The organism is Sphingomonas xanthus (genome assembly GCF_007998985.1).
In the GTDB taxonomy this organism is placed as follows: Bacteria; Pseudomonadota; Alphaproteobacteria; order Sphingomonadales; family Sphingomonadaceae; genus Sphingomicrobium; species Sphingomicrobium xanthum.
Genome location: NZ_CP041659.1, coordinates 1,180,936 through 1,201,457, shown reverse-complemented (window position 1 = coordinate 1,201,457; position 20,522 = coordinate 1,180,936). Strand labels below are relative to the sequence as shown.

Genomic DNA, 20,522 nt, shown 5'->3' with positions numbered 1-20,522 from the left:
GATGGCGGTGGCAATGGCGACCCCTGCGGCCTTGGCGCAAAGTCTCAATAAGTCCGAAGGCGAGGAATTTCTGAAGGCCGTCAACCAAGACGATGGCAATACCGCGGTGCCCCTGATCGAAAAAAGTGCCGGTCGGATTGTCAATTACCGAGGTTATAGCGGCGACACCGCACTCCATATCGCCACGAAGAAGCGCCAGCTCGACTGGGTCGGATTCCTCCTCAGCAAGGCAGCGGATCCGAACATCGGCGACGAGCAGGGAAATACCCCTTTACACCTGGCCTCCCAGATCGGCTTCACCGAGGCGGCCGAATATCTTCTTCGCAAGGGTGCCAAGGTCGATGCGACCAACCGCACCGGCGAAACGCCGCTGATCATTGCGGTGACCCAGCGCCAGACGCGCATGGTCGAGATGTTGCTGAGGGCGGGCGCCAACCCCGACAAGTCCGATCATGCCGCCGGATATAGCGCGCGGGACTATGCCAAGCGTGACGAGCGTAACCGTGATCTGATCAAGCTGATCGAGACGGTCAAGCCGACCGCGACCAAGGTTAGCGGGCCCAGCCTCAACTAGAAATGATCGCCTAGCGACGGATCGATCTGTGCCGACAGCCTTCGTGCTGCCCGCCGCGCGAAACGCAGCGTTTCGGCCTTGCGCCGGGCAGGGGCGAGAGGGCGCGACGAGGCTTCCCGGATCACTGCGGCGTCATAGCGGTCGGCGACCAGCAGCCCGGCTTCCCCCGGAAGGAAACGGGCGTCGTCAAGCAATGCCGCAAGGCTCTGGGGCACGGCCCAGAAGAAGCGGTCGCAATATTCGAGATAATCGGTCCATTTCTGGTCGCCGAGCAGGTCCGCCTTGCTGACCTTGATCTCGACGATGGTCAGCTCGCCCTTGGGACCGATAGCCATCAGGTCGGCGCGACGCCCGTTGGGCAAGGGCACTTCGCACATCGCGAACAGTTCGTGGCGACAGAGCAGCCTGGTTACCCCACGCGCCACCTCGGCCGCAATCGGCGGCCCTTCTAGGAAACAGTCGGGAATCGGGTTGGAGGCCATGCCCGCCCCCCCTAGAACAAAAAGGGACCGGCAGGAAGCGCCGGCCCTTTGATCAGCGGTAGAAAACGTGGTTGCCGAGCGTTCCGACGCGCGTCAGGCGCCAGCCCGGCGAGACCCGGCGGGCGTGAAAGAACAGTGCCTTGCCCATCGGTGAGCCATGAAGCTCGGCGTCGACGATCTTGGCAATGGCGACCGCTTCCTGCCAGTCACGGCTGGCCCGGGGAACCTTAGGGAGGCTGCGGCCACGAATGAAGCTGAACTGGCTGCGCTGAAATAGCACGCCGCAATAAGTCTTGGGGAAGCGGCCCGATTCCGCACGATTGGCGATGACATGACCAACCGCCAATTGGCCGGCAAGCGATTCGCTTTTCGCCTCATAATAAATACCGACGGCGAGGCATTCCATTTCGCGACTGCCCGGGTCCGAGCTGCGCAGCTTCGCAACGGTTTCCGACAATGTGGCTTCGGCCTCGAGCTCATCGGTCGCGGCGTCGGCCTCAACGGCCTGAACAAGCGGGCCTGCACTGTTATCGACCGCCGCGACGGGGGCTGCCGCGTCGGTGACGATGCCTTCTGTCCCAAGGGAGACCAAAGGTTCTCCCGCTTCCTTGACCTGGGCCGGGGCAACCGACGAAGCGGTCAGCGCGGCAATCACCATCAGGGCGGAACGAAGCTTCACGAACATGCAAACCGTAGACTTTGCGGTGAACCGGCCCGTTGGCGAACATGCTGCAAATCGGCAGCGCTCGCCGAGGGTGATTCCCCGACTGCGTGGCATCTTGCCCGGCGTCATCGCCGAATTGCGGATGCCCCCCGCGTGGTTGGTCGGGCCAAGTTTCGGAATGGTTCCTTGAGGTCAAGCTCTGGAAGTCATTTCAGCGACGAATCGTTCCGGCGCTGCGACGTCGAGTTCAATTAACCAGATATCTTCGTCGAATTTAACGCGCCTGGCGATCCATTCGGCGACCTGTCCGGCCGCACTTGCGTCCGGTCCGACCTCGCACCAGCGATATTCGCCGTCGACACTCAAGGCGCGTTCGAGGCAGGCGAAATGATTTCCCCGGTGGGCGATCAACAGCAGCAATACTCCACGGTCCGCATCGCCTTTGCGGACAATCGCGGCGAAACCGCCTTCGGCTTCGACGCGCCGTAGCAGTCCCGTCGCCTCGACCGCGGCGGGCAGCCTTGCGTCCATCAGCCGGGCCGGTATCCGTCGAGGCCCGACAGGGCGATATGCGACCGGAGGAAGGTTCCCGTGCCGCGCGCGCATTCCTCACCGCTGGAGTCCAGAATCCGCGCCTCCGCGACAAACACCCGGCGTTTGCCGGAAACCCAGCGACCCTCGGCACGCGCGGGACCTTCCCGCAGCGGCTTGGTGAAGTGGAGGTTGAACGCGGTGGTCAGCAAGAAGCGGTCGCTGACCAGACTGTTCGCGGCGTAAAATGCGGCGTCGTCGAGCATTTTGAAATAGACCGTGCCATGCGCCGCACCGGCGGCGTGAAAAGTATTGGGCAGGACCGAGAAGCGAATCTCGCTGCTTCCTCCCTCGGCAAGGGAAAGCCGGGATTCGAACAGCTGGTTGACCGGAGCCGACGCATAGAGCGCCTCGAGCGCCCTTAGATGCGCCGTTTCTCCGGTCGGCCGGTTTTCAGGCGGCATCGCGTTCCTCGGCGCCCATCAGGACGGCGGCGAGCGCGTCCCGGCTGCGAGCGCCGCGCAATTTCTCGACGGTCCCGGCGTGGCGCACAAGGCGGCTGACCGCGGCCAGCGCCTTCAGATGTTCCGCCCCGGCATCGGGCGGTGAAAGTAAAAGAAACACCAGGTCGACCGGTGCACCGTCGACGGCCTTGTAATCGACCGGCGCCGCTAGGCGTCCGGCGAGTGCATAAACCCCCTCCAGACCTGGCAGCTTGCCATGGGGGATCGCAACTCCGCCGCCAAAGCCGGTCGAGCCCAGCCGTTCCCGCTCGGCGATCGCATCGGCAACGGTCTGCGGGTCCAGCGACAGCCGTCCGGCGGCAATCTGCGACAGTTGATTCAGCAACTGGCGCTTGTTGCCCGCGGCGAGATCGACACGGATCGCTTCAAAATCGAGGAATTCGGAAATCTGCATTACATTCTTCCAGGACAAGCAAGGACGCGCAGGACCATGGCGGGCTGTTAACCCGCCGTTACGATCATGTCACTTCGCGGAGGGCTCCACCCAGCCGATGGTTCCGTCTTCCCGGCGATAGACCATATTAAATTCGCCGCTGTTGGCGTTGCGGAACATCAACGCAGTGGTGTTGCGCAAATCCAGCATCATCACCGCATCGGAAACGCTGGCTTCGGGGATGTCGACCCGGGTTTCCGCGACGATCGCCGGCGCATCGGGCGCCGCCTGTTCCTGATCTTCCGGTGCCGCAAAGACGGTATAGGCAGCATTGTCAGCCATCGGCACTTCACCGACATCGCCGCGTCGCTCGCGCAGCCGGCCCATGTAGCGCTTCAACTGCCGTTCGATCTTGTCGGCCGCGCCATCGAACGCGACATGCGCATCATTGGCCCGGTTCGAGGATTTCAGGACCATCCCTTGGTTGACCGGGGCAACGATGTCGCAGGTAAAATCGTCATAAGGTCCGCGACCGAAAGTGACATTGGCGCCGACCGCCCGGGAAAAATAGCGATCGGTGATCGCCGAAAGCCGGTCGGACACATGGGTTCGCAGCGATTCCGAGGTTTCGACCTGGTGACCTGCAACCCTAATTTCCATTTCGGCTCTCCTTGCTCTGTTCGCGACGCGCCGACGCCCAATGCGTCAGGCGGCACTGCGTTCCGAGGTGGGATCGAGGAATCGGTCCCACAAGGGATTGGCGATCTTCGCGACGAATGCGCGATGTCGCGCGACCTCCTCGTTACTGGGTTGATGGGGCCGGGCGGGCCGGACCGGGCGGGGCTCGGCGCGGATGATCGTGACGTCCGCCGAGACTGCAGGGGTGTCTGCGACCAGGCCAAGCCCGATCTGGCGACCACCGGTCAATTCGATATAAACTTGTGCCAGGAGCTGGGCATCAAGCAGCGCGCCATGTTTTATGCGCTGCGACCGGTCGACACCGTATCGGCTACAGAGGGCATCTAGGCTGTGCTTGGCACCGGGGTGACGACTGCGCGCCAGCACCAGCGTATCAATCATGCGGCTGAGGCAGATTGCCGGCAGACCGCATTGCCCAAGTTCGTGATTCAGGAATCCAAAATCGAAGCTGGCGTTGTGCGCGACCAGCGGGGAGTCGCCGATAAAGCTGATCAATTCCCCGGCTTTATCGGCAAATCGCGGCTTGTCGGACAGGAAGACGTCGCTCAGCCCGTGAACTGCTTCGGCTTCGCGGGGCATTGGCCTCCCCGGATTGAAATAGCAGTGAAAGCTGCGTCCGGTTTCGACCCGGCCAATCATTTCGATGCACCCGATTTCGACGATTCGGTCCCCGGCCGCGGGTGAGAGGCCCGTGGTTTCGGTGTCGAAGACGATTTCCCGCATTCCCGCCTTAAACACCCGTAGCCAGTCCGAGACAAGTTAGGATTGCGCGGACCTGGGCACGGGTGGTGGCGAGGGGGCCTGACGTGTCGACCACAAAATCGGCCCGCCGGCGCTTCTCCTCGTCGGGCATTTGACGGGCGAGGATCTGGGCCAGTTTGGTCTCGCTCATACCCTGACGCGCCAACACCCGCTCGCGTTGCAGCTCCGGTCCGGCCGAAACCACGATCACCTTGTCGAAGGTCGCGTCGCCCCCGGTCTCGAACAGCAGGGGGATATCGAAGAGCAGTGCCGGCGCCTTGCTGTTTTCAACGATGAAACGGGTTCGTTCATGATGCACGGCCGGATGGACTATGGCCTCGAGAGCCGCGAGTTCGTCGCGGTCTCCCAAAACCGCGGCGGACAGCGCCTCGCGGTCGACCACCCCGTCGCGGGTCGTGCCCGGAAACCGAACCTCGATGGCCGGGACCAGCTTGCCGCCCCGCCCCTGCAACAGCCGAACTGTCGCATCGGCATCGAAGACGGGAACCCCCGCTTCTGCGAACATTGCCGCGACGGTCGACTTGCCCATGCCGATCGAACCGGTGAGCGCCAGCGTGATCATGACCGCAGCTTCTGCCAGAGTTCGGGATCGCGGTCACGCGGAGCATCGATACCGAAAAACAGCTTGAAGCTGCTTGCTGCCTGCTCGACCAGCATATCGATTCCGGTCACGACCGCGAGACCCCGTTCGCGCGCCGCGGCGATCAATGGCGTATCGGTCGCGGACGTGACCATGTCGAAAACAAATCCCCCCTTGCCCATTTGGCTGAGGTCGCAATTGAGACAGTCTCGTCCGGCCATGCCGAGCGGTGTGGCATTGATCAGCCCATCGCTCACAATCGGAGCGGTGAGGGGTGCCGGGGCAACATCGAGACCGAATTCGACACTGAGCTTCATCGCCGTGGCCAAGTCGCGCGCCTGTATGCGGACCTGCGAGAGGCCCAGCAGCTTGAGCGCCACCAGGGCGGCCCGTGCAGCGCCGCCATTTCCAAGCAGAATGATGGACGCGAGTGAACTGCCGGCTTCGCCAAGCCTGCCGAGCAAAAGCGCAATTGCCCCGACATCGGTATTGGCGGCGACCAGCCGCTCGTCGCGTATCATCAGCACATTGGCCGCTCCGGCCGCGATCGCCCGGTCAGTAGCCTCATCGGCCAGCGCAACCGCGTCCAGCTTCAGCGGCATGGTGACATTTGCGCCGCGCCAGTCCGGATCGCTCCTGCGCGAAGCCAAATAATCCGGCAGGCCAGCCCGGCCGAGCTGGAGCCGTTGATAACGCGCGGCGATGCCCAGCTGGTCGAGCCAGAATCCGTGAATGATCGGCGAAAGGCTCTGATCGATCGGATCGCCAATAACCTCGGCATATCCGCTCGGGTTCGCCAATTCTGGCGTCATGACGCCAGTGCTCCCCTCTCACGCAAGGCGCTAAGCAAGGGGAGCAGAGGCATGCCGAGGATCGTGAAATGATTGCCCTCGATCCGCTCGAACAGCGTGACGCCGCGTCCCTCCATCCGAAACACGCCGACACAATGGCCGACTTCGGGCCATTCAGCGTCGAGATAGGCTTTGATGAATTTCTCGCTGAGCGGCCGGACATGAAGCTGCGCGCTTTCGGCATGACTCCATTCAATTTTGCCCGATCGTGCGAGCGCCACCGCGCTGGTGAGCGCCATGGACCGGCCGGAGAAGCTGCGCAGATGGGCCGCGGCCTCCTCGCGATCCCGCGGCTTCGAATATCGCCGTCCCTCGACGGTCACGAGGCTGTCGCTGCCGATGACCAGCGCGTCCTCCGCCACCGTGATAGACCGCGCCTTGCCTTCAGCCAAAAGGCGCGCCAGCATTTCAGGCTCGCCGTCATGGGCTTTTTTAACCGGGCCCTCGTCGAATTCAGGAGCGACAATCCGCACCGCAATGCCCGCCGCAGCGAGCATCTCGTGCCGAATCTGGCTGTTACTCGCCAATATCAACAGCATAAGCGCCTCGGGGGAAAACTCTGTGGAAAAATCACCCTGACGTCCTAGCGCGAAGCCGGGGATGACCCAATGCCATCGATTGGCCAAATCCGCTCCAGACTGGATTCCAGTCTTTGTCCACAGGGGATTGCGGTCATCCACAAGCTGTGAATCCCGGGCAAGACGCCCCGCGACTCGCGCAATCTCCACGATTCGCCGCGAATCGACGCCTGTTGGCAAAGTCGGGATGCGGGCTTAAGCCCCGCTGCCAACGAGCCTACAAAATCATCTATCTTCTATCTTTATATTACTAAGGGAGAGAAGGGTGACCCCGCCCTTGACCGAAACGAGTAGCCGATCGGCCTCACCGCCAGTGGACAAGCCGCTGCTGGCCGTCCTCAAGGGCGAGCGTCGCGATCCGCCGCCGATGTGGTTGATGCGACAGGCTGGCCGCTATCTGCCTGAATATCGCGCGCTGAGGGCTGAAAAGGGCGGCTTCCTCGACATGGCCTATGATCCCGTCGCCGCGGCGGAGATCACGCTTCAACCGCTCCGCCGTTTCCCTTTCGACGGAGCGATCCTTTTTTCCGACATCCTGATCGTTCCCCACGCGATGGGGATGGACCTCACCTTCGTCGCCGGCGAGGGCCCGCGACTGGCGCCGCCGCTTGCCGATGCCCGGATCCGCGACCTGAAGCCCTCCATGGAAAGGCTCCAGCCGATCTATGAGACGGTCCATAAGGTGAAAGCGGAGCTGGATCCCAAAACTACCTTCCTTGGCTTTGCCGGCTCTCCCTGGACAGTCGCGACCTACATGATCGCCGGCAAGGGCAGCCGGGAGCAGGCCGAGGCGCGCCAGCTCGCCTATCTCGATCCAGCCAAGATGGACGCGATCGTCGACATCGTGTCGCGCATCACGGTCGATTATTTGTCGGGGCAGATCGACGCCGGCGTCGATGCCGTCCAGCTGTTCGATAGCTGGTCCGGAAGCCTGTCGCCTGCACAATTCGAACGACTGGTCATCGCGCCGACGGCGGCGATCGTTGCTGAGCTGCGCCGGCGCCACCCCGATATTCCGATTATCGGATTTCCCAAGGGCGCGGGCGGCAAGCTGCGCGCATATGCGGACGAGACAGGCGTCGATGCGATCGGTCTTGACGAGACGGTCGATCCCCACTGGGCGGACAGAGAATTGCCTGCCCGCCTGCCGGTCCAAGGCAATCTCGATCCCATGGCGTTGATCGCCGGCGGCGACCAGTTGGCCGCTGCCGTGCGGCGGATCCTTGACGCTTTTGGCGACCGCGCCCACATCTTCAATCTCGGCCACGGGATTCAGCAGACCACGCCGATTGCTCATGTCGAACAGCTTGTGGCACTGGTGAAAGGCCACGGGGGATGACGTTCCTGTCGGACTATGTCGGAATGTTGGGCGCGGCCTATCTCTGGGTGAAGGCCGCCCATATCACGTTCGTGATCTTCTGGATCGCCGGCCTGTTCATCGTTCCGCGTTACTATGTCCATCACCAGGTAACGACGCCGGGATCGGCCGAAGACCGCGCGTGGATCGAGCGCGAAGACCGGGCCCGAACGATCATCCTTACCCCGGCGATGCTGATCGTATGGATCCTGGGCCTGCTGCTTGCGGTTCACCTTGGGGCGTTCGGACAACATTGGTTCTCAGCCAAGCTGCTGCTTGTCGTCCTGCTGACCGGCTATCAGGGCTGGATATCATCCTATGGACGCAAGCTTGCGACCGGACACCGGGACGTCAGCGACAAGAAACTGCGGATCATGAACGAGGTCCCGGGCATGCTGACCGCAATCATTGTCGTGCTGGTCATCGTCCGGCCCTTTTGACATCTTCCACAATGGATATTGCCGCACTGTTGGTCCTTGACGCAGCAGCGGCTTATCTCGCCGCGCTCGGGATCGTTGCGCTGGTTCGTCCTGGACTGGCCGGCCGGTTCCTTCGCCAGTTCGCCCAGACGCCTAAGGCGAACTGGATTGAGGCACTTTGCCGTTTCGTTGTGGGGTTGAGTTTCGTTCGACTTGCGGCCGAACTCCCCGCGAGCCAGGCCTTTTCGCTTTTCGGGTGGTTCCTTGCAGCAACCGCTGTCGCCCTCGTCATCTTTCCGACGGCGCACCGGCAGTTTGCCGATCGCCTGGTGCCGGGCGCAGAGCGGTTCATCCCGACCATGGGCGTCGTCGCGATTGCCGCCGGTATCGCCCTTGCCGCGCTGCTATGGCCGCTGCACGGCATGACCGGCGGAATAAGCGGCTGATCTTAAGACGGCCGGATCAGCCGTTGACTTCCGTCAGCTTCGCGACTTAAGCGCAGAACAAGACGGCTGCATCGGCCCGACTCTCCAATCTTGCCGGTGCCTCCTCGTCGTCCCTGTCGTCGGCGTCCTGCCGACCGCGTTAGAAATTCGCTACCGTTTCGTTCGAAAGAATATCCCCATGCATCTCAAGGACCTGAAGCAGAAAACCCCCGCTGACCTCGTCGCCATGGCCGAGGAAATGGGGATCGAAGGCGCATCGACGATGCGCAAGCAGGACTTGATGTTCTCGATCCTCAAGGTTCGCGCGGAAACGGGCGCCGAGATCAACGGGATGGGGACGATCGAGGTGCTGAACGACGGTTTCGGCTTTCTCCGCAGCCCGGAGGCCAATTACTTGGCCGGTCCCGACGATATCTATGTTGCGCCTAACGTCGTTCGGAAGTTCGGCCTGCGCACCGGGGATACCGTCGAAGGCGAGATTCGCGCGCCCAAGGATGGGGAGCGTTACTTCGCGCTGACTAAAGTCACTCAGATCAATTTTGACGATCCCGACGCGGTCCGGCATCGGGTCAACTTCGACAACCTCACTCCGCTTTATCCCGACGAAAAGCTGAAGCTCGACACGCTCGACCCGACGATCAAGGACAAGTCGGCGCGGGTCATCGACATCGTTTCGCCGCTGGGCAAGGGACAGCGCGCGCTGATCGTCGCTCCGCCGCGGACCGGCAAGACCGTGCTGCTGCAGAATATCGCCCGAGCGATTACCGACAATAACCCGGAAGTCTTCCTCATCGTCCTCCTGATCGATGAGCGACCGGAAGAAGTCACCGACATGCAGCGCTCGGTGAATGGCGAGGTCATTTCCTCGACCTTCGACGAGCCCGCGTCGCGCCACGTCCAGGTTGCCGAGATGGTCATCGAAAAGGCCAAGCGGCTGGTCGAGCACAAGAAGGATGTTGTGATCCTGCTCGATTCCATCACCCGGCTGGGCCGCGCCTATAACACGGTGGTGCCGTCCTCGGGCAAGGTGCTGACCGGTGGCGTCGATGCCAATGCGCTCCAGCGTCCCAAGCGCTTCTTCGGTGCCGCGCGCAATATCGAGGAGGGCGGTTCCTTGTCGATCATTGCAACCGCGCTGATCGATACCGGTTCGAAGATGGACGAGGTCATTTTCGAAGAGTTCAAGGGCACCGGCAACAGCGAAATCGTGCTCGACCGCAAGGTCAGCGACAAGCGCATCTTCCCGTCGCTGGATGTGGGCAAGTCCGGTACTCGCAAGGAAGAACTGCTGGTCGACCAGGCCACGCTCAGTAAGATGTGGGTGCTGCGCCGGATCCTGATGCAAATGGGCACGATCGACGCGATGCAGTTCCTTCTCGACAAGATGAAGGACGCCAAGTCGAACGAGGATTTCTTCGCCTCGATGAACCAGTAGCCGATCAGGCTCCGCCGGGAACCTCGGGAAACCTGCGGCTTTGTGTAGCTGACCTAACCAGGGGAATAGCCGAACATGATCGAATTTCTGCTCGCTGCCGCCGCGCACGCCGCACCGGCCGGGTTTGGCGGACCTGCGGACATGTGGAACGCGATCGTCACCGATTTTTCGAACATCACCGAGCCGGCGGCATTTGCAGCCTTTCTCCAGGTATTGATGATCGACCTCGTCCTTGCCGGCGACAATGCGATCGTCGTTGGCGCCCTGGCGGCCGGCCTACCGGCAGACCAGCGCCGCAAGGTGATCATTATCGGCGTTCTTGCGGCCCTCGTGTTACGCATTGCCTTCGCTCTCGTTGTCACACAACTCCTTCAGATAATTGGATTAATCCTTGTCGGCGGGTTGCTGTTGCTGTGGGTCGCCTGGAAGATGTGGCGCGAGCTGCGGCATTCCGGTGAAAGCGCTGGCAGCGAGGAGATCGTCGGTGATGAACATAGCGGCCTGAGGCCCGCCAAGAGCTTCGCGGCGGCCGCCTGGGCCGTCGCGGTTGCCGATGTCAGCATGAGCCTCGACAATGTGCTGGCCGTGGCCGGTGCCGCGCGCGACCATCCTGGCATCCTGATTGTCGGCTTGATCTTCGCGGTGATCTTGATGGGCGTCGCAGCCAACATCATCGCCAAATATATCGAGCGCTACCGGTGGATCGCTTATCTGGGTCTGCTCGTGATCCTCTATGTCGCGGGCAAGATGGTCTACGAAGGCTGGGTTGACCCGGCAGTGGGCCTCGGTCGCCTGTTCGGCTGATCGTGGACAGCGCTGGCGATACGATCGTCGCGCTGTCGAGCGGACTCCCTCCGGCGGCGATTGCCGTGGTTCGCAGCAGCGGACCGAGGGCTTTTGCCGCCGCGGAGAAACTGGCTGGTCGCCTGCCCCCGCCCCGGCAAGCAGCGCTGCGGTCATTGACCGACCCTGCGACTGGCGACATCCTCGATCGCGCACTGTTGATCCGCTTTACTGGCCCGGCAAGCGCGACTGGAGAGGATCTGGTTGAGTATCATTGCCACGGTGGCAGAGCGACGGTCGACGCGCTCCTTACTGCCCTGACGGGGCTTGAGGGCATCCGCCTCGCACAACCCGGCGAATTTACCCGGCGCGCGCTAGCCAATGGACGGATGGACCTGACCGAGGCGCAAGGCCTTGCCGACCTTCTAGTGGCCGAAACCGAGCTCCAGCGCCGCTCGGCGATGGCCCGGGCCGGCGGCGCGTTGCGGCAACGCCTCGATGGCTGGCGCGATCGGCTGCTGGCCTTGTCGGCGCGGGCAGAGGTGGCAATCGATTATGCCGACGAGGATGATGGGGCTTCCGGGGATCCCTCGCTGCAGGCCGATGCGATCGCATTGGCGCGGGAGATGGGTGAGCTGTTGGATGCGCCCCGCGTCGAGCCTCTGCGCGATGGGGTTCGGGTCGTGCTATCGGGGCCTCCAAATGCCGGTAAATCCAGCCTTCTCAATGGCTTAACTCAGTTTGATCGGGCCATTGTCAGCCATCTTCCAGGGACCACGCGCGATAGTATCGAGGTTCCGCTGTCGATCGAGGGCATACCGTTCCTTCTCGTCGACACGGCGGGCTTGCGGAACACCGACGACATGATCGAGGCGATTGGCGTGGGCCGTGCCCAGGAAGAGGCAGCAAGGGCGGACATCATACTCTGGCTCGGCGATGCGGAGGCGACCGCTGACGATCCGCGCGTCGTCCAGCTGCGCCCGAAGTGCGATATCCACGATGGTCCGGGGATGCGGGTATCGGCGGCCAGCGGAGAAGGTCTGGCGGAGCTCTCGCAATTGTTGGTTAGTCGGGCCAAGCAATTGCTCCCAAGGGGTTACGCCTTGGCGCTGGACCGCCGCCAGCATGATCTGCTCGCTGAGGCGGAGTCGGCGCTCTCGCGCACTTCGTTGCTGTACGATAGCCTACTCGTCGCTGAAGAATTGCGGGTCGCCCGGCATGCGATAGACCGAATTTCGGGACGGGCGGGGGTAGAGGATCTTCTCGACCGGCTGTTCAGCCGCTTTTGTCTAGGCAAATAGTTCCACGTGAAACAGTCACCCCTGCGTTGAACGGTTCCTTACCAAACGCTATGGGGCGTCGATGTTTGACGTGCTCGTTATTGGTGGAGGGCATGCCGGGTGTGAAGCGGCCGCGGCCGCGTCCCGTCGTGGCGCCCGGACGGTCCTGCTCACGTTTCGATCCGACGATATTGGCCAGATGTCGTGTAATCCGTCGATCGGCGGCGTCGGCAAGGGTCATTTGGTGCGGGAGATCGACGCGCTGGGCGGCCTGATGGCCCGTGCCGGCGACCGCGCGGCGATCCATCGGCGCATGCTCAACGCCAGCAAGGGTAGCGCAGTTCGCGGACCGCGGGTCCAAGCCGATCGCAAACTTTATCGCGCGGCCGTGCAGCAGTTGTTGGAAGGTGAAGGTGTTGCCGTCGTTGAGGGCGAAGCTGTGGCGTTGATAACGAAAGGTCACAAAGTTTGCGGCGTGACTCTTTCCGATGGATCGCTTCTGGAAGCCTCGGCGGTCGTTTTGGCTACGGGTACCTTCCTCGGCGCGACTCTGTATCGCGGAGAAGAGCGATGGCAGGGCGGGCGTTTCGGGGGCAATTCGGCGACGGCATTGGCGCGGCAGGTCGGGGAGCTGGGACTTGCCGATCAGAAGTTGAAGACCGGCACGCCCCCCCGAATAGATGGCAGGACGGTGGACTGGTCACGACTGAATCCGCAGCCCAGCGACCGTTGCAGGTGGCGGTTGGCTCTCGCCCCTTCGCCAATAATCCCGCAGCTTGCTTGCGCGATCACTCGTACCAACGAACGATGTCATGACGTCATTCGGGCCGGCTTGGGGAGGTCGCCCCTGTTTGCCGGATCTATTGAGGGAAGGGGGCCTCGCTATTGTCCTTCCATCGAAGATAAGGTGCACCGCTTCGGCGATCGCGACGGTCATCAGATCTTCCTTGAGCCCGAAGGCCTCGATACAAGCCTGGTCTATCCCAATGGGATTTCGACGTCCTTACCGTTGGACGTGCAGCAGGACCTCCTGGGCACGATCGCTGGACTAGAGCGCGCTGCAATCGTCCAGCCCGGTTACGCAGTCGAATATATTTATGCCGATCCGCGAAGGCTGAACAGCAGGTTGGAGCACCAGCAGGTGCATGGTCTCTACTTCGCCGGTCAGATCAACGGGACCACGGGATATGAGGAAGCCGCCGCCCAGGGCGCTGTTGCCGGGCTTAACGCGGCCGCGTCGGCACTGGATCTCGAGCCCGCGCAGTTCGATCGAGCCGACAGCTACATCGGAGTCATGGTCGACGATCTGACCCTACAAGGCGTCAGTGAACCCTATCGTATGCTGACCGCTCGCTCCGAATATCGGCTCCACCTGCGCGCCGATAATGCGGTTAGCAGGCTGGGCCCGCTTGGTTTGCGGCTCAATTGCTTGGGAACCGAGCAAAAGGCTCGAATGGAGCGACATCTGGACGAGAAGTGCGCGGCGGAATCGGCCCTCTGCCAATTGGTCCACGGGACTGATCTCGGTCTCACCGACAGCGATCGCAAGCCGCTGGGGGAATGGGCCCGCCGGGCGGACGCACTCGCTGCTGTGCGGGAACGACTGGGCGAAAATGACGCTGCATCGGAGGCGATCGAAGATGCCCAGTATGAGCCTTATCTCGCCCGCCAGCGTGCGGAAGAGGGGGCTCGCGCACGTGATCGCGCGCTGCGGTTTCCAGCCGATTTCGACTACAACCAGGTTCCGGGCCTCTCGCACGAGATGCGCGAACGTCTCTCGACAGCCTCGCCTGATAATCTTGACCAGGCCGGCCGGGTAGCGGGCGTGACGCCAGCGGCGCTCTCGGCGCTTCACTTCGCCCTCATGCGCCGCGCGGCATGATCGATTTGCTCGCCGAAGCGGCGCGGCGCCCTGTTTCACGTGAAACAATGTCGAAGCTCCAGCAGTTTTCGTCGCTGCTGCTCGATGCGAACGCGCGTCAGAACCTTATTTCGCCATCCTCGGTCAATGAACTGTGGACCCGTCATATCATGGACGGAGCCCAGCTGGCGGGCCTCGTCACTCGCTCTGGAACGTGGTGCGACGTCGGATCGGGGGCGGGCCTGCCGGGCTTGGTAATCGCTATCCTAACAGCTGAGCCCATGACCCTGATCGAACCCAGAAAGCTCCGCGCCCAATTCCTGCGCGAGATGGTCGGAGGACTTGGCCTCAATCAGGTGAGGGTGGCCGAGGCGAAGGTAGAGCGCGTGACCGGCATGTTCGATTTCATCACCGCGCGGGCAGTAGCCCCGTTGCCGAAGCTGTTCGGGATGGCACGTCATCTGGCCCACACCGAGACAGAATGGATCCTTCCGAAGGGCAGAAAGGCCAAAACAGAACTGGATGAGGCGCAGGCAACGTGGCAGGGTAGCTTTCGCCTGGTTCCAAGCCGAACCAGCGAGGATTCGGCGATAGTGATCGCCTGTAATGTCCGCCGGAGGGGAAACAGATGATCCGCGTGGCAGTCGCCAACCAGAAGGGCGGAGTGGGCAAGACCACCACCGCAATTAATCTCGCGACCGCCCTAGCTGCGATCGGATGGAAAGTGCTTCTTGTCGACTTAGATCCACAAGGCAACGCCTCGACCGGACTGGGGATAGGCCAGGCCCAACGTGAGAAATCGAGCTATGACGTATTGATTGGCGATGCGACCATTGCCGAAGCGGTTGTCGCGACCAAGGTGCCGCGGCTCGATCTGTTACCGGCGACCGTTGACCTTTCTGGGGCCGAGGTGGAAATGGCGTCAATCGACGGTCGCACCCATCGTCTGCTCCAGGCATTTGACGAGGCGCCACAAGGGCGATGGGACGTCTGCCTCCTCGATTGCCCGCCGTCGCTTGGCCTGTTGACGGTCAACGCGCTGGTCGCCTCGCGGCAGTTGCTCGTGCCGCTGCAGTGCGAGTTTTTTGCGTTGGAGGGGCTGAGCCAACTGCTCCAGACGGTCGAGCGCATTCGAGTCGCGTTCAATCCGGACCTGTCGATTCTGGGCGTCGCCCTGACGATGTTCGATCGGCGCAATAATCTGTCGCAGCAGGTCGCTGAGGATGTGCGCGCCTGCCTGGGCAGCGCGGTGTTCGATACCGTCATCCCGCGCAACGTCAGGCTTTCCGAGGCCCCAAGCCACGGACTTCCCGCTTTGATCTACGACCTTAAATGCCCGGGGTCGGAAGCCTATCTGAAGCTTGCCCGCGAAATCATGGCGCGCCTGCCTCGCATTGCTGCAGAGGCTGCATGAAGAAGCCTTCTGGTCTCGGGCGCGGGCTGAGCGCACTGATCGACGAGTCGGTTCGTCCAGGGCGGACGGAAGGGAACTCCGAAGGCGTTCGCATGATCGACGTCGCGCGGATCAAGCCCAATCCGTCGCAGCCGCGGCAATATTTCGATGAACAATCGCTCGACGAACTCGCGGCATCGATTAAGGAGCGCGGCGTCCTTCAGCCCATCCTCGTGCGCGATACCGGCAACGGGTTTGAACTTGTCGCCGGTGAAAGGCGCTGGCGGGCCGCGCAGCGGGTCCAGCTTCATGAAATCCCGGCGATCGTCCGCCGCTTCGATCAAGAAGGGTCGGCCGAAGTCGCGCTGATCGAGAATATCCAGCGTGAAGATCTCAACGCCATTGAAGAGGCTGATGCCTATCGCAAGCTGATGTCCGATTATGGCCATGGCCAGGAAGCGGTCGGAAGATTGATTGGAAAGTCGCGCAGTCATGTCGCGAACTTGTTGAGATTGCTCGATCTTCCCGAAACGGTTCGCCAGATGCTCTTGCGAGGCGATATCAGCATGGGTCACGCACGTGCGATCGTAACAACCCCGGATCCCGAGTCTTTGGCCAAAGCGATTGTCGATGGGGGTCTGTCCGTCCGCCAGGCCGAGCGACTTGCGAAAGAGGTGAAGCCAGCTCCGGCGGGAAATCACGGAGCGTCCTCCGCTCGGAGAGGGGCGCGCTCCGTCGATGCCGACTTGGAGGCGCTTGAACGGCAGCTCGGCGACCTGATCGGTCTCAGGGTCAAGGTTTCGCACGGCAAGGGCGGCGGGACAGTGACGTTGCACTATGGTTCGCTCGACCAGCTCGATCTGATTTGCCAGCGGCTCAGCGGCGAGCCGATCTAGCGGCGGCGGCCGGCCACCCGCGCAAGGGTGACCAATGTTTCTCCCAGCGCCGACTGATCGTCGACCGCGCTCAGCATCAACTGGCGCTCAAGAGCCGCCGCCCGATTGGCCGCTTCGGCAATACGCTCTGCCGACCAAGTTGCCAGCAGGCGCTGGATGAGCGGTCTGTCTTTCCAAAACAATGACTTACCTATTGAGGTCATGACGGCATCGACCGTTTCACCACGCTCGACCCGCGCCCGGAGCGGGGCCAGCATCAATAGGCGCCGCTGCAACCCGCGGATCACAGGGATCGCTTGTCCCGCACCAAGCGGTAGCCGGCCAAGCTCAGCGAGGAGCGCATCCGTCTGACCTGACAGGGCCAGGTCGCCGAGCCGAAGCCAGTCGCTTTCCGTGGAGTCGGCGCCGAGCAGGTCGACTGTTCCATGGTCTAGTTCCGCCGGATGACTTGGCTCCGCACCAAGGAACAGCGCGAACTTCTCCAGTTCCTGCGCGGCGATGGCCTGGTTATTATTGGCTGCGGAGGCCAGCCGCTGCGCCATGTCCTGATGAATTCGAAGGCCGATGTTGCGACCCAGTTCGACGATCAGCCGGTCCATCTCCCGCCCGTCGGGAACCCAGGATACGTGAGAGAGCGCGAGCGGATGGCTTTCCGCCAGTTTGAGCAGCGGCGATGTCTTGCGCAGCACACCGGCCAGCGCGATGACCGCGCTTTCACTCGCGGACGAATCGAGCAGCGCCGCAATGCCCTCCGCGATCTCGTCGCCAGCCGGCTCGATCCAGATTGCCCGCCGCCCGCCAAACAGCGCCATAGCGCTCGCTTCGTCGGTGAGGTTCGCCGGATCGGTCTTCACCGACTGACCGAGAATGACGAACTTCTCGGCATCACCAAGTCCCTTGAGAAGCCGAATGGCAAGCGCCCGAGAACCGGCTTCGTCGGGTCCGTGGAAGAGATAAAAGCGGACCTTGGGGTCCGGCCGATCGATCGCAGCGCCGAGGCTTGCCTTGGCGGCTTTCACCGGCCCGGGCCGCGGCTGCGCACGAACAATGCCAGCCTCGCCACCATCTGGTCCGCAACTACCGTCGCGAGCCGCTCCTGCGCGGTCTGTTCGGCAGCCACCGTGGCATATTCGGAGCTAACCACGTCGATGCCGGCGTCCGATCCGGCGGTGGCGTCGAGGACGACCAGGCCGCTCGACAGCTCGACCAGCCGGTACCGCGCCCGAAGCGTTCGCCGCTCGCGCGTAGCGCCGCTATCGCCACGGATACCGAAGGCCGTGAGATCGTCGTCCAGTTCAACTTCCAGCCGATAGGCCGGACCCGCCGGCTCGCCGCCCAACCGGTCGACCAGCGCGTTGCGGACGAGCCAACCGGCCCGTTCGGGGATCGCAGCCACCTGGATCATGCGAAGCTGAGTTGCGGCATGACCCGAACTGCCGCCTGCGTACATCGGCTGCAATCCGCAACCGGGCAGGGCCAACATCAACAGCAGGGGCAAGGCGTGCTTCATGCGACGATATTCACCAACCGGTCCGGGACCACAATGACCTTGCGCGGGGTGGCGCCCGCCAATTGTGCCTGGACCTTGGGCAGGCCAAGCGCGCGGAGCTCGGCATCGTCGCGCGACAATCCGCGCGGTGCGATCATCGTTTCCCGCAGCTTGCCGTTGATCTGAATCGCGATGGTCACTTCGTCGTCGACGAGTTGCGCCGGATCGAACGTCGGCCATTCGGCATCGATTATCAGCCCTTGTTCGCCGCGCAACGCCCAGGCCTCCTCGGCGAGATGGGGCGCGGCTGGCGAGACGAGCAGCAACAAGGTACGGATCGCCTCGTCGCGGGTAGCCGAAGGCGGAGCCTTTTCGATGGCATGGGCGAATTCATAAAGAGCCGCGACGGACTTGTTGAACTGAAGACCCTCGATCGCATCCCCCACTGCGGCAACGGCCCGATGCCGCTTGCGGTTGAGCGCCGGCTCTTCACCCGATCCGCTTATGGGCGACTGTGCCAGCCGCCATACGCGTTGGACGAAACGGTTGGCCCCTTCGATCCCGCCCTCCGACCATTCGAGGTCCCGTTCGGGCGGCGAGTCCGACAGCATGAACCATCGCACCGCGTCGGCGCCATAGCGATCGAGAATTGGGCCGGGGTCGACCGTGTTTTTCTTGGACTTGGACATTTTTTCGACCCGGCCGCGGTTCACCTGCGCTCCGGTCGCCCTTTCAACCAATTGTCCAGCCTCGCCGACCACGATTTCGGTCGGATTGAGCCAGCGGCCGTCGGGACTCTGAAAAGTTTCATGGGTAACCATCCCTTGGGTGAACAGCCCCTTGAACGGCTCCTGGACGGTCAATTTACCGATCCTGGCAAGCGCGCGAGTCCAGAAGCGCGCATAAAGCAGGTGAAGGATCGCATGTTCGACCCCGCCGATATACTGTCCCACCGGAAGCCACTTTTCCGCCTCTTCGCGGTCGAATGGCCGGTCATCCGGCTGGCTTGCGAAGCGGATGAAATACCAGCTCGAATCGACGAAAGTATCGAGCGTATCGGTCTCGCGCCGCGCGGGCGCGCCGCACGTTGGGCAGTCGACCTTGCTCCAGCTAGGATGCCGGTCAAGCGGGTTGCCGGGAACGTCGAAGCTAACATCTTCGGGGAGCACCACGGGTAGCTGGTCGCGCGGCACGGCGACCGGACCGCAGCGATCGCAGTGGATCACGGGAATCGGCGTTCCCCAGTAGCGCTGGCGGCTAACGCCCCAATCGCGCAGGCGATAAAGGGTTTTCCCCTGGCCCCAGCCCGCAGTCTCGGCGCGGCGGACGACTTCTGCGGCCGCCTGTTCGGTGGTTAGTCCGTCGAGAAACTGGGAGTTGACCGCGACGCCGGCGCCGCTTTCGGCTTCGATCACCGGAGCGCTGGCCGCGTCCAGGCTGGTCGCGACCACTCGCCGGACCGGCAGATGATATTTGGTCGCGAAATCGAAATCGCGCGCGTCGTGGGCGGGGACGCCGAACAGGGCGCCAGTGCCATAATCCATCAGCACGAAGTTGGCGATCCAGACCGGCAGCCGCCAGTTGGGATCAAGCGGATGCACGACCTCCAGCCCGGTATCGAAGCCAATCTTCTCGGCGGTCTCGATCTCGGCCGCGCTGGTACCGCCGGCGCGAGCCTTGGCAATGAACTCGGCCACTTCGGCCCGGTCGGCGGCAAGCGCCTCGGCGATCGGGTGGGCAGGCGAGATGGCGACAAAGCTGGCACCGAAGATGGTGTCCGGCCGGGTGGTGAAGACATCGATGTCGCAGCTTGTCCCGCCTGGCGGCGTACCGACAAGCCGGAAACAAAATTGCAGGCCGCGGCTCTTGCCGATCCAATTTTCCTGCATCAGCCTGACCTTGTCGGGCCATTGATCAAGAGTGCCCAGGCCTTCGAGTAGCTCCTCGGCGAAGTCGGTGATCCTCAGGAACCACTGGCTCAATTTCTTGCGCTCGACGGTTGCTCCGGATCGCCAGCCCTTGCCGTCGATCACCTGCTCATTGGCCAGCACGGTCATGTCGACCGGGTCCCAATTGACCTCGCTTTCCTTGCGGAACACCAGTCCCGCCTCCAGCAAATCTAGGAAAAGGGCTTGCTCATGCCCGTAATATTCCGGGTCGCAGGTTGCCAGTTCCCGGCTCCAGTCGAGCGCGAAGCCAATGCTCTTCAGCTGCGCGCGCATCGCCGCCATATTTTCACGGGTCCATGCGCCTGGATGGACCCGCTTCTCCATCGCCGCATTTTCGGCGGGCATGCCGAACGCATCCCAACCCATCGGGTGAAGGACTTCGAAGCCTTGCATCCGGCGAAAGCGGGCAAGCACGTCGCCCATCGTGTAGTTGCGGACGTGCCCCATATGGATCCTCCCCGATGGATAGGGGAACATCTCCAGGACATAGGCGCGGGGCTTAGCCGACAGGCTGTCGGCGCGAAAGCTTTCGGCTTCCGCCCAGCGCTGCTGCCAGCGCCGGTCGGCAACCGCCGGGTCGAAGCGGTTGGTCATGA

Annotated in this window: 24 protein-coding genes; 11 read left to right on the top strand and 13 right to left on the bottom strand. The window is 62.7% G+C overall.

What is annotated here, in order from left to right; translation table 11 throughout:
- Window positions 1-13 precede the first annotated feature (13 nt).
- Complete coding sequence (locus FMM02_RS06040; RefSeq protein ID WP_187107708.1) at window positions 14-574, top strand: ankyrin repeat domain-containing protein; 561 nt, start codon at window positions 14-16, stop codon at window positions 572-574.
- Here FMM02_RS06040 and FMM02_RS06035 read toward each other — a convergent pair.
- The 10 genes from FMM02_RS06035 to FMM02_RS05990 all read right to left on the bottom strand — a co-directional run bounded on the left by FMM02_RS06035 (window position 571) and on the right by FMM02_RS05990 (window position 6,579).
- Complete coding sequence (locus FMM02_RS06035) at window positions 571-1,056, bottom strand: MmcB family DNA repair protein (protein WP_147494011.1); 486 nt, start codon at window positions 1,054-1,056, stop codon at window positions 571-573. The two genes, FMM02_RS06040 and FMM02_RS06035, sit on opposite strands and share 4 nt — an antisense overlap.
- Before the next feature lie 52 nt (window positions 1,057-1,108).
- A complete protein-coding gene (locus FMM02_RS06030; protein ID WP_246104736.1) occupies window positions 1,109-1,741 on the bottom strand; it encodes a cell wall hydrolase in 633 nt (210 codons plus the stop codon).
- Between the two features lie 171 nt (window positions 1,742-1,912).
- On the bottom strand, window positions 1,913-2,251 hold the full coding sequence (locus tag FMM02_RS06025) for a DUF1491 family protein (RefSeq protein WP_147494010.1): 339 nt from the start codon (window positions 2,249-2,251) through the stop codon (window positions 1,913-1,915).
- Complete coding sequence (locus tag FMM02_RS06020) at window positions 2,251-2,715, bottom strand: PaaI family thioesterase (protein ID WP_147494009.1); 465 nt, start codon at window positions 2,713-2,715, stop codon at window positions 2,251-2,253. The genes FMM02_RS06025 and FMM02_RS06020 overlap by 1 nt, the downstream gene beginning before the upstream one ends.
- Entirely contained in the window at window positions 2,705-3,169 is a 465-nt protein-coding gene (locus FMM02_RS06015) for a PTS sugar transporter subunit IIA (RefSeq protein ID WP_147494008.1), read from the bottom strand. Before FMM02_RS06015 ends, FMM02_RS06020 begins: the two co-directional genes overlap by 11 nt.
- A gap of 69 nt (window positions 3,170-3,238) precedes the next feature.
- Window positions 3,239-3,808 carry a ribosome hibernation-promoting factor, HPF/YfiA family gene (gene hpf / locus FMM02_RS06010; protein WP_147494007.1) on the bottom strand — a complete coding sequence of 190 codons (570 nt, stop codon included), beginning with the start codon at window positions 3,806-3,808 and terminating at the stop codon, window positions 3,239-3,241.
- Between the two features lie 45 nt (window positions 3,809-3,853).
- Window positions 3,854-4,570 (bottom strand): DNA polymerase III subunit epsilon, encoded by a 717-nt coding sequence (gene dnaQ / locus FMM02_RS06005; protein WP_147494006.1) that lies wholly within the window; start codon window positions 4,568-4,570, stop codon window positions 3,854-3,856.
- A 7-nt stretch (window positions 4,571-4,577) separates the two neighbouring features.
- Complete coding sequence (coaE, locus tag FMM02_RS06000; RefSeq protein ID WP_147494005.1) at window positions 4,578-5,171, bottom strand: dephospho-CoA kinase; 594 nt, start codon at window positions 5,169-5,171, stop codon at window positions 4,578-4,580.
- On the bottom strand, window positions 5,168-6,001 hold the full coding sequence (locus tag FMM02_RS05995) for a shikimate dehydrogenase family protein (protein WP_147494004.1): 834 nt from the start codon (window positions 5,999-6,001) through the stop codon (window positions 5,168-5,170). Before FMM02_RS05995 ends, coaE begins: the two co-directional genes overlap by 4 nt.
- Window positions 5,998-6,579 (bottom strand): Maf family protein, encoded by a 582-nt coding sequence (locus tag FMM02_RS05990; RefSeq protein ID WP_187107707.1) that lies wholly within the window; start codon window positions 6,577-6,579, stop codon window positions 5,998-6,000. Before FMM02_RS05990 ends, FMM02_RS05995 begins: the two co-directional genes overlap by 4 nt.
- A gap of 352 nt (window positions 6,580-6,931) precedes the next feature.
- On the opposite strand from FMM02_RS05990, the gene hemE reads away from it, so the two are divergent.
- The 10 genes from hemE (at window position 6,932) to FMM02_RS05940 (ending at window position 16,488) form a co-directional block, all read left to right on the top strand.
- Complete coding sequence (gene hemE, locus FMM02_RS05985; RefSeq protein ID WP_281288852.1) at window positions 6,932-7,957, top strand: uroporphyrinogen decarboxylase; 1,026 nt, start codon at window positions 6,932-6,934, stop codon at window positions 7,955-7,957.
- Entirely contained in the window at window positions 7,954-8,415 is a 462-nt protein-coding gene (locus FMM02_RS05980; RefSeq protein ID WP_147494003.1) for a CopD family protein, read from the top strand. Before hemE ends, FMM02_RS05980 begins: the two co-directional genes overlap by 4 nt.
- A gap of 11 nt (window positions 8,416-8,426) precedes the next feature.
- Window positions 8,427-8,840, top strand: a complete 414-nt coding sequence (locus FMM02_RS05975) for a hypothetical protein (RefSeq protein WP_147494002.1) — start codon at window positions 8,427-8,429, stop codon at window positions 8,838-8,840.
- A 178-nt stretch (window positions 8,841-9,018) separates the two neighbouring features.
- Window positions 9,019-10,275 (top strand): transcription termination factor Rho, encoded by a 1,257-nt coding sequence (gene rho / locus FMM02_RS05970; protein ID WP_147494001.1) that lies wholly within the window; start codon window positions 9,019-9,021, stop codon window positions 10,273-10,275.
- A 75-nt stretch (window positions 10,276-10,350) separates the two neighbouring features.
- Window positions 10,351-11,079, top strand: coding sequence for a YjbE family putative metal transport protein (locus FMM02_RS05965; RefSeq protein WP_147494000.1), 729 nt, complete (start codon window positions 10,351-10,353; stop codon window positions 11,077-11,079).
- A 2-nt stretch (window positions 11,080-11,081) separates the two neighbouring features.
- Window positions 11,082-12,359, top strand: coding sequence for a tRNA uridine-5-carboxymethylaminomethyl(34) synthesis GTPase MnmE (gene mnmE / locus FMM02_RS05960; protein WP_147493999.1), 1,278 nt, complete (start codon window positions 11,082-11,084; stop codon window positions 12,357-12,359).
- A 61-nt stretch (window positions 12,360-12,420) separates the two neighbouring features.
- On the top strand, window positions 12,421-14,220 hold the full coding sequence (gene mnmG, locus FMM02_RS05955; RefSeq protein ID WP_147493998.1) for a tRNA uridine-5-carboxymethylaminomethyl(34) synthesis enzyme MnmG: 1,800 nt from the start codon (window positions 12,421-12,423) through the stop codon (window positions 14,218-14,220).
- On the top strand, window positions 14,217-14,831 hold the full coding sequence (gene rsmG, locus FMM02_RS05950; protein ID WP_147493997.1) for a 16S rRNA (guanine(527)-N(7))-methyltransferase RsmG: 615 nt from the start codon (window positions 14,217-14,219) through the stop codon (window positions 14,829-14,831). The genes mnmG and rsmG overlap by 4 nt, the downstream gene beginning before the upstream one ends.
- Window positions 14,828-15,613 carry a ParA family protein gene (locus tag FMM02_RS05945; RefSeq protein ID WP_147493996.1) on the top strand — a complete coding sequence of 262 codons (786 nt, stop codon included), beginning with the start codon at window positions 14,828-14,830 and terminating at the stop codon, window positions 15,611-15,613. Before rsmG ends, FMM02_RS05945 begins: the two co-directional genes overlap by 4 nt.
- Entirely contained in the window at window positions 15,610-16,488 is an 879-nt protein-coding gene (locus tag FMM02_RS05940; protein ID WP_147493995.1) for a ParB/RepB/Spo0J family partition protein, read from the top strand. Before FMM02_RS05945 ends, FMM02_RS05940 begins: the two co-directional genes overlap by 4 nt.
- On the opposite strand, the gene holA is transcribed toward FMM02_RS05940, so the two are convergent.
- The 3 genes from holA to leuS are packed head-to-tail and all read right to left on the bottom strand — an operon-like array spanning window position 16,485 to window position 20,520.
- Window positions 16,485-17,507 carry a DNA polymerase III subunit delta gene (holA, locus tag FMM02_RS05935; RefSeq protein ID WP_147493994.1) on the bottom strand — a complete coding sequence of 341 codons (1,023 nt, stop codon included), beginning with the start codon at window positions 17,505-17,507 and terminating at the stop codon, window positions 16,485-16,487. The genes FMM02_RS05940 and holA overlap by 4 nt on opposite strands.
- A complete protein-coding gene (lptE, locus tag FMM02_RS05930; protein ID WP_147493993.1) occupies window positions 17,504-17,998 on the bottom strand; it encodes an LPS assembly lipoprotein LptE in 495 nt (164 codons plus the stop codon). Before lptE ends, holA begins: the two co-directional genes overlap by 4 nt.
- The gene (gene leuS, locus FMM02_RS05925) at window positions 17,995-20,520 is read right to left on the bottom strand and encodes a leucine--tRNA ligase (protein ID WP_147493992.1); all 2,526 of its coding nucleotides are present in this window, start codon (window positions 20,518-20,520) and stop codon (window positions 17,995-17,997) included. The genes lptE and leuS overlap by 4 nt, the downstream gene beginning before the upstream one ends.
- Window positions 20,521-20,522 lie beyond the last annotated feature (2 nt).